This is a genomic window from Pseudoalteromonas sp. NZS127_1 (assembly GCF_015864295.1).
Taxonomy (GTDB): Bacteria; Pseudomonadota; Gammaproteobacteria; order Enterobacterales; family Alteromonadaceae; genus Pseudoalteromonas; species Pseudoalteromonas arctica.
Map to the genome: position 1 here is coordinate 119177 of NZ_JADYXO010000004.1, position 13218 is coordinate 132394.

A 13218-nucleotide genomic window follows, 5' to 3' on the forward strand; every position below is an offset into this window, starting at 1 on the left:
ATGAAAGTTAGGTATTGAGCCTAATACGTTACATAAAAGGAGTAATTTAGTGTTTGTATTAAAGAGGTTGTATTATCTTTGACTGTTAGCTCTAAATTCCAGAGCATATTTTGCTCAGAACAAATGCCAACCATGGTATTACTCTGCCACAGGCCATCATGTTTTTTAAATTGCTGAGGAATGTAACCCATATACATAGTAATGCCTTTAAGCTTGGCACCTTCAATTGTAAGGTTTGTTGGCAAATCACTAAAAATAGTAAATGGAGTTTCGGGAGAAAGGGTTTTCTCGCTTAACCATACTTTAACATCATTTGAAAAAGTACAAGGCAAATTGGCTGTGCATGTGACATTTTCTAGAAACTTTTCATCTGTATTTTTGGAAAAATCACATGCTGTTAATAAAAAAAATATCGCCGTGAATAAACTTAATCTATATATAAGCATAACAATTTCGCACTAAAGAAAAACAAATACTAATAATCGCGACTGCAAATAACAAGTGCGAGTGTTACTATTAAGCCAAATTAGGCACAAACTGTATCAAAAAATAAACAACAAGCTCACAAACATTGATTGATGTCATAATTTTATGTAATTGACCTATCTTTTTTAGGCCAAAAAATTTATCATTTCACCCGCAAAAAATAAGGGTTTCTCAAGTTTTTTTTCTGAAGCTTTCATGTATTGAAAGTTTTAGATAACACGCTTGAGAAAATAGTAGGCCCCACTTTTAAAGGTGGGTAATTCATTTCTAAACGCATTTATTGCAGCGGAAGCCAGAAAATGAGCCAAACAGTAGCATCACAAACTGAGTATAACTATAAGGTTGTACGCCAATTCGCTATTATGACAGTGATTTGGGGCATCGTTGGCATGAGTATTGGGGTTCTGATTGCTGCCCAATTAGCTTGGCCAGCACTTAACTTTGATACACCATGGTTAACTTACTCTCGACTACGTCCGTTACACACGAACGCAGTAATTTTCGCATTTGGTACCAGTGCACTTTTTGCGACGTCTTATTACGTCGTACAACGTACTTGTCAAACGCGTCTTTTCTCAGACAAACTCGCCGCCTTTTCTTTTTGGGGCTGGCAGCTAGTTATTGTATTAGCAGTAATAACGCTACCGTTAGGTATTACTAGCTCAAAAGAATATGCAGAACTTGAATGGCCAATCGATATTTTAATCGCTGTGGTTTGGATTGTTTACGCTATTGTATTTTTTGGTACTTTAATTAAGCGTAAAGTGTCGCACATCTATGTTGCTAACTGGTTCTATGCTGGCTTTATTATTACTGTTGCAGTGCTACACATTGTAAACAGCATGGCAGTGCCTGTGTCGTTAACTAAATCATATTCAATCTATGCAGGTGCCGTAGATGCTATGGTTCAGTGGTGGTACGGTCATAACGCTGTAGGTTTCCTACTTACTGCTGGTTTCTTGGGTATGATGTATTACTTTGTACCTAAACAAGCAGGTCGTCCAGTGTACTCATACCGTTTATCGGTAGTTCACTTTTGGGCTCTAATTTCATTATATATCTGGGCTGGTCCTCATCACCTTCACTACACAGCGCTTCCTGATTGGACGCAAAGTTTAGGTATGGTTATGTCTATTATCCTATTCGTACCGTCTTGGGGTGGTATGATCAACGGTATTATGACGCTATCTGGCGCGTGGCATAAACTACGAACTGATCCAGTACTACGCTTTTTAGTTGTTTCATTGTCTTTCTACGGTATGTCTACGTTTGAAGGTCCAATGATGGCAATTAAATCTGTAAATGCGTTATCTCACTACACAGATTGGACAATCGGCCACGTACACTCAGGTGCACTAGGTTGGGTTGCTATGATTTCAATTGGTGCTATTTACCACTTAATTCCTGCGTTATTCGCGCAAGGTCGTATGTATAGCGTTAAATTAGTTAATACCCACTTCTGGTTACACACTGTAGGTGTTGTTTTATACATTGTTGCAATGTGGATTTCTGGTGTAATGCAAGGTCTAATGTGGCGTGCAGTGAATGCTGACGGTACATTAATGTACAGCTTTGTGCAGTCTTTAGAAGCGTCGCATCCTTTCTATATCATGCGCTTTGTAGGCGGTGTATTCATCGTAACGGGTATGTTAGTTATGGCTTATAACGTTTACCGCACTATTTCAGCTGAGAAAGAATCTCTGAAACTAGACGCGCAAGCACAATTAGCATAACGGAGTGAGATGATGAGCAAGAAAAATTCACAAAACAAACATGAAATAGTAGAAAAGAACGTTGGCCTTATGGCTATTCTGACTGTTTTTGCTATTAGCTTTGGCGCGTTAGTTGAGATCACTCCGCTAATGTTTCAAGACGATACAACTAAACCAGTGGAGGGTTTACGCCCTCTTAACGCTTTAGAAATGGAAGGCCGCGACCTTTACGTGCGTGAAGGTTGTTCTAACTGTCACTCACAAATGATTCGTCCTTTTCGTGATGAAGTTGAGCGTTATGGTCACTACTCTGTAGCAGGCGAATCAGTATGGGATCATCCGTTTTTATGGGGTTCTAAACGTACTGGTCCTGACTTGGCTCGTGTTGGTAAGCGCTACTCGGACGATTGGCATTATGCTCACTTAGTTGATCCACGTGCTGTGGTTCCTGAGTCAAACATGCCAGGCTTTCCTTGGTTAGCAGAGAATACGGTTGATACAAGCCTTACTCTGAAAAAACTACAACTTTTCCGTGATACTTTTGCTATTAACCCAGAAAACCCAAAACATCCGGGTTTAGGTTATGGCGATGATGCAGAGCTTCAAGCAGATGTTGATAAAGTTAATGCTATGAATGATGGCAAAGGCGCAACAGAAATCCAAGCTCTCATCGCGTATTTACAGCAACTTGGTACCCACTTGAAGTAAAAAATTATGGATTACGGAACATACAGAGGTATTTTAACTCTGGTAATTTTAGTATTGTTTATTGTGATTGTTGCATGGGCATATAGCAAGCGAAGCAAAACTCGTTTTGACAGCGCTGCTAATGCCATTTTTGAAGATGAAAAAAAACATGACAACACGCTCTCTAACGAGGAAAAGGAGTCTGAAAAATGACTAGCTTTTGGAGTATTTGGGTTATTGTATTAACCCTTGCATGCTTATGCATCATCTTTGGCTTATTAGTTTGGAACTTAAAAAACTATGCAGGCGTAGAAGAAGGTGAAAGCTGTGGACATGAATTTGACGGCATTGAAGAGCTAAATAATCCACTACCAAAATGGTGGACTTACATGTTTTTCGCAACTTTTGCTTGGTCGGTATATTACCTTGCAGCTTTCCCAGGTTTAGGTAACTGGGAAGGTTTTGGTAAATGGACTAGTTCTAATCAAGGTATTACGTCTTTAGCTGAATCTAAAAAAGCAGTTGCAGAGGCAAAAGCGGATGGTCGCTTTGTAAAACTTGATAAAGAGTACGAAGCTGCAGAAGAGCGCTTTGGTCCTATTTTTAATAAACTTGCACAAGTACCCGTTTTAGATTTAGTTAATTCTAAATTTGAAGGTGATGCAGCGCAGCAAGTAGCACTTGATAATGATAATAAACATGAGCAAACAGATGGCCAAGTAGCCATTGAAATTGGTCAGCGTTTATTCTCACAAAACTGTGCGCAATGTCATGGCTCTGATGCACGTGGTGGTACTGGCTTCCCTAACCTAACTGATAAAGATTGGTTATATGGCGGAACACCTGACAAAATTAAAGAAACACTTCTTTATGGTCGTATTGCAGCAATGCCAGCTTGGGGTCCTGCTCTTGGCGAACAAGGCGTTAAAGAAATGACAGCACATGTGCTGAGCCTTTCTGGTCGTACTGTTAACCAAAAAGACGCAGACGCAGGTGCCGCTAAGTTTGCAATGTGTGCCGCATGTCATGGTGCTGACGGTAAAGGGTCGGTTGCACATAACCTACCGTTTGGCGCGCCTAACCTAACTGATAACATTTGGTTATATGGTGGTTCTCAACGTGCTGTTGAAGAAACGCTTAACCACGGCCGTGCCGGTGTAATGCCTGCATGGAAAGACATTTTAGGTGAAGATAAGATTCACTTATTAACTGCCTATGTTTACAGTTTATCGCAAGATAAATAAGCACGCGGTTAATAAAATGTTTATAAATTAATTTATTTAATTCAATAGATTAATCCAGATCAAAAAAGCCTCCACTGTGAGGCTTTTTTTTAGTCTTTTACGTATAATTCCTATAAAATAACGCTTCCTAAACTAATTTTAGAGACACTATGCAACCTACTCCGTGGTATAAAAATTTTTGGCCTTGGTTTTTAATCTTTTTTCCGTTAGTTGCCATTATTGGCTGTATTAGCTTATTTATTACGGCAATAGGTAACGGTCCAGATATGGTTGTTGACGACTACTACAAAAAAGGTAAAGCAATAAACTTAGAACTGACTAAGTTTGAAAAAGCAAAAGCACTTTATTTACATGGCGAATTAAATGTAACCAACGACCGTGTAAGCTTTAAGTTTACAAAAGGCGACAGCAGTAACGTGCATGTATTAAAGCTCTCGTTTTATCATCGCACCATTAAAGCGCATGACTTTGAAGCAACACTTACTCCTAATGCCAATCAGGAATTTACTGCATTACTTAATGAGTATACACAAGGCGCCTACTCAGTATTTATTGAGCCAATAGATGGCAGTTGGAAAATGAAAGAAAATATAACGTTACCAACTGAACAAACCGTTTTAGTTACTCCTAATTATAAGTAGTAATAACTATGTCTAACTCTTGCTTTCATTGCCTTGAAAGTGTGCCAAACGGATTTAACGCAAACGTTATAATTGACGATATAGCTCAGCCAATGTGTTGCATTGGCTGCCAAGCTGTTGCACAAAATATTGTTGACCAAGGTATGACCGATTACTACAAATACCGCACCGTACGTGCCGGTAAAATAGAACAGCTAGTACCTGAGCAACTCGCATTTATAAAAAGTTATGACAACGAAGATATTCAAGACGAATTTATAGCTACTAACGATAATATCTCAGAGGTATTACTGAGCGTTGAAGGTATAACCTGCGCTGCTTGTGCATGGCTTATCGAAAAACAACTTTTAAACTTAAATACTGTAAAACGGGTTGATGTAAATACATCCACCAACCGCGCGATGATCCTATGGGATAAAACCAACACTCCATTGAGTGAACTTATTACTTCCCTAGCTAAAATTGGCTACAAAGCATACCCGTTTCAATCAGATGTTGAAGCTCAGCAAAAACAACAAACTGCCAAAGCCTATATTCGCCGCTTAGGTGTTGCTGGTTTAATGACCATGCAAGTTATGATGTTTGCATTTGCCATGTACTTTGGCATGTTCTCGGGTATGGATAGCAATTTTGAACAGTATTTTAGATGGATAAGTTTAATACTTGCATCTCCCGTTGTTTTATACAGCGCACTGCCCTTTCTGACCAATGCTATAAATGGCTTAAAAGCAAAACATCTCAATATGGATTTACCCGTATCACTGGCTATTTTTGGCGCATTCGGTGCAAGTTGTTACGCCACATTTATGCAAGTGGGCGAGGTCTATTTTGAATCTGTGTGTATGTTTACCTTTTTACTGTTATTAGGTAAATATCTTGAGTTTAGAGCGCGTTTAAAAGCGAGCGAATTTACTGCCAACTTACAAAAACTACTGCCATTAACAGCGCGTACCATTAACGAAAGTGGCGAAGAGCTTATAATTGCGGCTAAAAAACTAAAACTTAATGACGTAGTACTTATTAAAGCGGGTGAAACGATTCCTGCCGATGGCGAACTTATTAAAGGCAAAACCACGGTTGATGAGTCAATGATGACGGGGGAGCACCAACCTGTCACTAAATTTATTGGTCACAATGTCTATGCTGGTTGCGTTAACCACGACGGCGTTATTGAAATAAAAATTAATAAAATTGGTCAAAATACGCTTTTAAACCAAATTATACGCCTGCAACATAACGCTTTAACCAAGCGCCCTAAACTGGTTGAAATTACAGATAAAGTTGCGCAATGGTTTATAGCGTGCCTGCTTATATTTGCTTCACTTACAGCTATTGGCTGGTATCAAATTGACCCAGAACATGCATTTTGGATCACTATTTCGGTTTTAGTTGCTACCTGCCCGTGTGCCCTGAGTTTAGCCATACCTACCGCGCTCACATGTGCAGTGGCAACGCTTACCCGCAAAGGCGTATTAATAAAACAAGCGCATGTGCTCGAAACGCTCTCACAAATTACTTTATTTGCATTTGATAAAACAGGCACACTTACGCAAGGTAAATTTAGCCTTGATGAAGTAGATATAATCGATAAACAGTATACAAAAGCTCAAGTGCTAGATATGGCAGCCATGCTAGAGCGTTATTCTGAGCACCCTATCGCCAGTGCATTTGATGAGTTTACGCCAGCTCACCGCAGTCTTAATAACGTTGAAGTACACCCAGGGCTGGGAATTAGCGCACAAGATGCAACTAATCATTACGCAATTGGTAAAAGTGGTTGGTTTAATAGCAAAAAATCGAATGCACAAGCGAGCTTGTATATAAATAAGCAAGTTGTTGCACGCTTTTACTTTGTTGATAAAGTAAAAAGCGATGCTAAAAAGCTTATAGACTCACTTCAATCGCAAAACTTAACGTGTCACATGTTAACCGGTGACGCGTCAGATGCTGGGCAAAAAGTAGCTAAGCAACTTAAACTTGAAAGTGTGCAATTTGGATGTTCTCCACAAGATAAACAAACCGCCGTTGAGCAATGGTCTTCACAAAATGAAGTCGTTGCAATGGTAGGTGATGGTGTAAACGACAGCCCAGTATTTGCCAGTGCGCACTTATCTATTGCTATGGAAACCGGTGCAGACATATCAAAAAATAGCGCCGATGTAGTGCTTCTTAATAGCGATTTAGCCTCCATTGATCACTTACTTAATGTAGCAAAACAAACGCGACGTATTATTAAACAAAACCTTGCGCTGTCTTTATTGTATAATGCGTCCATATTACCACTTGCAGCATTGGGCTTAGTTGCTCCGTGGATGGCTGTGATTGGCATGTCTGCCAGCTCAATTATTGTGATTAGTAATTCACTAAGGCTATTAAAGTTATGAGCATAATTTACATTTTGATCCCCATTGCCATTTTGTTCGTCATTATTGCTATTGGTGTATTTTTTTGGGCTGTAAAAAGCGAGCAGTTTTCTGACTTAAACAAGCAAGGTCATAGTATTTTGTTTGAAGATGACAAAGAGCAACACAACAAAAGTAATGATTGACCCTCTTTATACCAGCGCATTTTTAATGGGCCTAATAGGTAGCGGCCATTGCATTGCTATGTGCGGTGGTATTGCAAGCTCATTACAACTGGCAAGTGATAAACGCAAAACATTTACCTATTCATTTGCTTATAATATTGGACGTGCACTGAGCTACATGGCAGCAGGCGCACTTGTTGCTGGTATTAGCAGCCAATTTGCAAGGCAAAACACCTCCTTCTCTTTAATACTTTCGTTCATTGCAGCTATTTTTATGCTCCTCGTCGGCGTGTATATAATGCGCTTGGGCCCTACTTTACAATGGTTAGAGAAAATTGGTAAAACCTTGGTGTGGCAACACATTGTTAAGCTAAATAAATATTTAATGCCTATTAACTCTCCTTTTAAAGCACTAGGTTACGGTGCGTTGTGGGGATGGCTACCTTGTGGGCTTGTATACTCAGCGCTTACATGGGCGATGACTAGCCCAAGTGCCCTGGACGGTGCCTTAGTTATGCTTTGCTTTGCTTTAGGTACTTTTCCCGCGATGATCACGTTAGGCGTTACCGCGCAAAAGCTAAATACTATTATTAACCATCCATGGACCCGTATTGTATTGGGCAGTGTTATTATTTGGTATGGTATCTACTTATTGATTATTGCAACTGACAGGCTGGTACATTAATCTATTCGCAGTATTAGCCTTTAAGGTTATTTTGCAGTCGTGTGTATAAAAATTAAAATGGATTAAATTATGGATTTCTCTCAAAGTCGCGCTAAAGGTAATTGTGCTATTAGTTGTAATAACTGCAGTATTAGTCAATTGTGTTTGCCATTTTCACTTAATGGCCAAGAAATGGATAAGCTTGACGAAATTATTGAGCGAAAAAAGCCACTCCATAAAGGCGACTATCTATTTGAATCAGGTGCACCTTTGCAGGCTATTTATGCGGTTCGTTCTGGCTCATTCAAATCGTACACGTTATCGGAGCGAGGTGATGAGCAAATTACCGGCTTTCATTTAGCGGGCGACCTAGTTGGTTTTGACGCAATAAGTAAAATGACTCATCCTAGTTTTTCACAAGCACTCGAAACGTCAATGGTATGCGAAATCCCATTTGATATCCTTGACGAGCTTGCGGGTAAATTACCAAAGCTTCGCCAACAAATAATGCGCTTAATGAGCAGTGAAATTACATACGATCAAGAAATGCTGCTATTACTCAATAAAAAATCAGCAGAGGAACGCTTAGCTAGTTTCATTTATAACCTGTCAGAGCGTTTTGGTGAGCGTGGTTTTTCGCGTAAAGAATTTAGATTTACGATGACTCGCGGTGAAATAGGCAATTACTTAGGCCTAACAGTAGAAACCATTAGCCGTTTATTAAGTCGTTTTCAAAAAGCTGACTTAATTAAAGTAGAGGGTAAATTTATTACAATTTTAGATAATGATGCCTTGGCTAAAACAGCGGCGATAGTTAAGCCTCGCTAAATTAAATAGTTTGATTTAGAACAACAATTTATATGCTACCCCTTTAACTGTTTTATATTTACGTTACACTAAATGTACACCCGTTAGGTAAATGGAGTAGCATATGAACACTATTAAACGCATTATTGCGGTTATTGACCCCACCAAAGATGATCAACACGGTTTAGCACGTTCAATAGATTTAGCTAAAAAATCTGGCGCAAGTATTACCGCCTTTATGACGGTTTACGACTTCTCTTACGAAATGACGACTATGCTATCTGGCGATGAACGCGAAGCAATGCGCGATGCCGTACTAAAAGACCGCCAGCTATGGCTAAACGATTTAGTTTCCCCTTACAAAGATATAAATATTGAAACCCAAGTGGTTTGGCATAATCGCCCTTACGAAGCCATAATCGATACTGTAATTGATCAAAAGTACGATTTAGTAATTAAAGGCACACATCAACATGGCGCACTTAAATCAGTTATTTTTACCCCGACAGATTGGCACTTAGTACGCAAATGCCCAGCCCCGGTATTATTTGTAAAAGAAATGGCATGGCCAGTAAACGGTAATATTTTAGCTGCTGTAAATGCGGTTAGTGAAAACGAAGAACATGTAGCACTTAATAAACGCGTTATTAAAGACGCACAATATTTATGTGAACTTGCCAACGCAAAACTTAATTTAGTTAATGCCTACCCTGCAACTCCTATTAATATTGCCATCGAAATTCCTGAGTTTAACCCAGGACTTTATAACGAATCAGTTAAAAAGCATCATCATGAATCAACCAATGCACTTGCTGCAGAGTTTAATTTAAACCCAGAGCAATGTTTTATTGAAGAAGGCCTGCCAGAGGATGTAATCCCTGATGTAGCGAAGCGGTTAAATAGCGAATTAGTTGTTATTGGTACTGTAGGCCGCACGGGCTTAAGTGCCGCTCTTGTAGGTAATACAGCAGAGCATGTAATTGATAGCCTAGACTGTGATGTACTGGCACTCAAACCCGATGGTTACGTGAGCCCTATGGCAAAGGATTAATTTTAAGCTTTATGTGCAAGTTATAAGCGAGTTATTTTTACGTGTTAATAAGGCATGTTTAAATCAATTTTAATTACATCCTAAACTCGCATATTCAGGTGGTTTGGGTATAATACGCCCCTTTATTTTTAGCAAATAACTTTGCTGTATTGTTTTACTAGGGGGCGTAATTGTCACACTCAGATCAAGCTAAAGCTCAATTTAACTTAAATAAGCTGCAAAAGCGTTTACGTCGCCAAACTGGTCAAGCCGTTATGGACTTCAATATGATTGAAGAGGGTGACCGTATAATGGTATGTCTTTCTGGCGGCAAAGACAGCTACACAATGCTTGAAATGCTTCAACATTTAAAACGTGTAGCACCTATAAAGTTTGACCTAGTTGTTGTAAATCTTGATCAAAAACAACCTGATTTTCCTGAGCATGTTTTACCCCAGTATCTTGATAAATTAAATGTTGAATACAAAATTGTAGAAGAAGATACTTACAGTATTGTTACCGATATTATCCCTGAAGGTAAAACAACGTGTTCACTTTGCTCACGCTTACGTCGTGGTATTTTATACCGCACAGCAAAAGAGCTAGGCGCTACTAAAATAGCCCTTGGGCATCACCGTGACGACATGATTGAAACATTGTTTTTAAATATGTTTTACGGCGGAAAGCTAAAAAGTATGCCGGCTAAATTAATGAGTGATAACGGCGAGCATATGGTTATTCGCCCACTTGCATACTGTAAAGAAAGCGACATAAGCCAATACGCATTTGTACAAGGTTACCCTATCATTCCGTGTAACCTATGTGGCTCGCAAGAAAACTTACAGCGTAAACATACAAAAACAATGCTCGCTAAATGGGATGCGGAGCACCCAGGTCGTATTGAAAGCATTTTTACAGCAATGCAAAACATAGTGCCTTCACATTTAGCTGACGCCGACTTGTTTGATTTTAAAAACTTACAAACAGGTGAAGTAATTGATGGTGGCGATATAGCCCTTGATAAACCAGATATTCCTAAAGTGCCTGTTGCTAATGAGCTTGATGAACAAGAAGCGCCAAGTGTAGTTACTATAAATCTAAGCTAACAAATTTAAGGGGGTTGTATTTATGTACAACCCCCTTAAATTTACCAATTCAGCATTGCGTTCTATTTTTAACTCTCAGCTAAGCCTTGTAAAAATTCCAAACTTAACTTTTCTTGTGCATTAGCCTGATATGGTAATTGCTGCAAGCTATCGTACGAAAAATCGTTAATATCAAAATGACTTATTTCACTATTCCCAAAGCTGTTTCGCTCACCTGGGCTTGGCGACATTCTCTCAATAACAAAGTCGCTTAAGCGCATATCTGTAATGCCTTGTGGTAATACCGACCAGTGGGCTTTCAAATTAAGTGTTTGGCTTCCTTGTGCTAACCGCTCTTTAGATACTAAATGAGCAAGTGGTGTATCGCCACTGTATAAATTAGCCCTAACACGATACAAACCACTTTTTACTACCGCTATGTTAGCTGGCAAAATCATGTTTTCGTTTTGTGCATAAGCAGTTTCAAAACCTGTTAAAGTTGCACTAGGCGGCATATATTGAATTTGTGCAACTACGGGAACTTTTTTACCGGCAACATCACCCTCTACAAACACTTGTAAGCTACGAGGGTAATCTTCATCCTCTTCAAATGTTATAATTGCTTCACCGTCACGCGCATTGCCTGTATGGGTATTTAACACTTCTTTTGTATCTGTATTTGCAAGCTCAACGACCACTTTTCCAAGCCCTTGAGCGCTTATCTTTATTGTTATTTCTTCTGGGTATACAAAACGATATTGCTTAAGACTTAACGTTAAAGCATCGCCACTTTCATCAATAGGGCTCGATACCGGGTAGAATTGATTTGGCTTTAATCGATCTTCATCTAATGGACTCAATGGCTGAGAATAAGGAGGAAATTTAAGTGCACTTTCATATTGCATAACCACTTGCTGCGCTGCTTTTGTTAAGTCTTCATTAAACGCGATTTGTTTTTTTGATTGTGTTTTTTTTGCTGTAGGTACATCTATAGGGATCACTTTTACTGGCGATAAATCAGCTACGCTCGCACTGTGTTTAACCTGAGGTGTTATTGGCTCAGCAACTTTATGAGCATCATTTTTACCTGTAAACCATAGCGAGAATAAAATAGTGCTAATAATTAAAGCAACGACATAAAATTTTTTCATTTTTATATTTCAATCTTTTATAAGGCGTATAGTTTTTAACTACACGCCTTGTATGTTATGGAATCACATTATAAATAAGTGCTGATGCGCTTAAATTATTTGAATCCTTAATATAACGATATTGTTTTTTCCAAAACCAACTACCTGTAGTTTTATCAAACGTATTAAAACCTACAGTGTCACCTTCCACATTTACGTTATTCATGGCTATTGTTACATTACCTTTTCGCTGCGCGTTATGTATTTCGTTATGGCTATAACTGTCACTCATCATCATTGGATAATGGTTTGGCATAAAGCTACTTACTGCATCACCTTGCGATTTTAAATGGCCATTTGTATCAATACTGCTGCTACAACTTCCAAACGAGCCAGCCGAACTGGCACCACATGAAGAGTGCGATGCAACAACCGAATCATCATTGCCTTTTAAAAAACCACCCGTTAAACCCAAATATGCATTTCCATCGGCAACAAAGCGTAAACGTGGCGTACGTGCATCTGGGAATGGTGAAATTTTACGTGCATTGTTTACTTTTAAATCGTGTAATACACCAACAGCTTCGGTTACATCACTTCCTAGCCACCATTTGAGTGCAGCATCGACCGCAAAGTTCCATGATGCGCCAGTTAAAGCACTAACAGCTACGTCAGCCAGCTCACTTCCACCACCCGCGCCTGCTAAATCAAACGTAGCAACAATATTAAGCGGCTCTAAGCCTTCGTTTTCTAACCAGTTTTCTTGATTATCAATAATATGGCGTGCAACTAAGTCTCCTGTTGAATGTGTTACAAATACACAGCCATCACTGCATAAATTAGAGCGTGAAATTTGCTTTAGCTTTGGCCACACCCAATCGGTAGCAATTTTACCTTCAATACGTTCATAAGCAGGCCAATCAATTCGCTCATCTGCACGATTATTCCAGTACGATTGCCAATATGTTTCACCATCATTGATTACATCACTACCCGACTTATTTGTTATTTGCGAAGTTTGTAACCCATGAATTAATATAATTTTGTAGTCTTTACTCGCTGCAGAAAAGCTCATTAACATAGCTAACCCCGCACCAATTAGGTGGCTTGGCTTAATTAATTTGTGTGTGCGCTTTGTGTTGTTCATACAATTCCTTAATGTTGTGTACTTAATATTTCATTATCATTTAAGGTATTCATGTTGG

14 protein-coding genes are annotated in these 13218 nt (G+C 39.1%); 11 read left to right on the forward strand and 3 right to left on the reverse strand.

Translation table 11 applies throughout. The annotated features are described in order from the left end of the window. Positions 1 to 20: 20 nt before the first annotated feature. A complete protein-coding gene (locus I6F50_RS06025; protein ID WP_165728831.1) occupies positions 21 to 446 on the reverse strand; it encodes a hypothetical protein in 426 nt (141 codons plus the stop codon). Between the two features lie 339 nt (positions 447 to 785). On the opposite strand from I6F50_RS06025, the gene ccoN reads away from it, so the two are divergent. The 11 genes from ccoN to ttcA all read left to right on the forward strand — a co-directional run bounded on the left by ccoN (position 786) and on the right by ttcA (position 10904). Next, positions 786 to 2219 (forward strand): cytochrome-c oxidase, cbb3-type subunit I, encoded by a 1434-nt coding sequence (gene ccoN, locus I6F50_RS06030; protein ID WP_007585649.1) that lies wholly within the window; start codon positions 786 to 788, stop codon positions 2217 to 2219. A 12-nt stretch (positions 2220 to 2231) separates the two neighbouring features. After that, positions 2232 to 2906: a cytochrome-c oxidase, cbb3-type subunit II gene (gene ccoO, locus I6F50_RS06035; protein WP_010554062.1), complete on the forward strand. Its 675-nt coding sequence runs from the start codon at positions 2232 to 2234 to the stop codon at positions 2904 to 2906. Between the two features lie 6 nt (positions 2907 to 2912). Next, positions 2913 to 3098, forward strand: a complete 186-nt coding sequence (locus I6F50_RS06040) for a cbb3-type cytochrome c oxidase subunit 3 (RefSeq protein ID WP_010554061.1) — start codon at positions 2913 to 2915, stop codon at positions 3096 to 3098. Next, positions 3095 to 4129, forward strand: coding sequence for a cytochrome-c oxidase, cbb3-type subunit III (gene ccoP / locus I6F50_RS06045; RefSeq protein ID WP_165722272.1), 1035 nt, complete (start codon positions 3095 to 3097; stop codon positions 4127 to 4129). The genes I6F50_RS06040 and ccoP overlap by 4 nt, the downstream gene beginning before the upstream one ends. 149 nt (positions 4130 to 4278) lie before the next feature. Continuing rightward, positions 4279 to 4770 carry a FixH family protein gene (locus tag I6F50_RS06050; RefSeq protein ID WP_101216175.1) on the forward strand — a complete coding sequence of 164 codons (492 nt, stop codon included), beginning with the start codon at positions 4279 to 4281 and terminating at the stop codon, positions 4768 to 4770. A gap of 8 nt (positions 4771 to 4778) precedes the next feature. Continuing rightward, positions 4779 to 7154 carry a heavy metal translocating P-type ATPase gene (locus tag I6F50_RS06055; RefSeq protein WP_197175609.1) on the forward strand — a complete coding sequence of 792 codons (2376 nt, stop codon included), beginning with the start codon at positions 4779 to 4781 and terminating at the stop codon, positions 7152 to 7154. Then, positions 7151 to 7318, forward strand: a complete 168-nt coding sequence (gene ccoS, locus I6F50_RS06060) for a cbb3-type cytochrome oxidase assembly protein CcoS (RefSeq protein ID WP_002963071.1) — start codon at positions 7151 to 7153, stop codon at positions 7316 to 7318. The genes I6F50_RS06055 and ccoS overlap by 4 nt, the downstream gene beginning before the upstream one ends. Then, positions 7311 to 7982, forward strand: coding sequence for a sulfite exporter TauE/SafE family protein (locus tag I6F50_RS06065; protein ID WP_197175669.1), 672 nt, complete (start codon positions 7311 to 7313; stop codon positions 7980 to 7982). The genes ccoS and I6F50_RS06065 overlap by 8 nt, the downstream gene beginning before the upstream one ends. Before the next feature lie 69 nt (positions 7983 to 8051). Further along, a complete protein-coding gene (locus I6F50_RS06070) occupies positions 8052 to 8789 on the forward strand; it encodes an FNR family transcription factor (RefSeq protein ID WP_197175611.1) in 738 nt (245 codons plus the stop codon). Positions 8790 to 8892: 103 nt separating this feature from the next. Continuing rightward, positions 8893 to 9819: a universal stress protein UspE gene (gene uspE / locus I6F50_RS06075; RefSeq protein WP_197175613.1), complete on the forward strand. Its 927-nt coding sequence runs from the start codon at positions 8893 to 8895 to the stop codon at positions 9817 to 9819. Positions 9820 to 9989: 170 nt separating this feature from the next. Further along, complete coding sequence (gene ttcA, locus I6F50_RS06080) at positions 9990 to 10904, forward strand: tRNA 2-thiocytidine(32) synthetase TtcA (RefSeq protein ID WP_007585631.1); 915 nt, start codon at positions 9990 to 9992, stop codon at positions 10902 to 10904. A 68-nt stretch (positions 10905 to 10972) separates the two neighbouring features. On the opposite strand, the gene I6F50_RS06085 is transcribed toward ttcA, so the two are convergent. Next, on the reverse strand, positions 10973 to 12034 hold the full coding sequence (locus I6F50_RS06085; protein WP_165728836.1) for a hypothetical protein: 1062 nt from the start codon (positions 12032 to 12034) through the stop codon (positions 10973 to 10975). A 55-nt stretch (positions 12035 to 12089) separates the two neighbouring features. Next, the gene (locus I6F50_RS06090; RefSeq protein WP_007585627.1) at positions 12090 to 13160 is read right to left on the reverse strand and encodes a hypothetical protein; all 1071 of its coding nucleotides are present in this window, start codon (positions 13158 to 13160) and stop codon (positions 12090 to 12092) included. Positions 13161 to 13218: the final 58 nt, after the last annotated feature.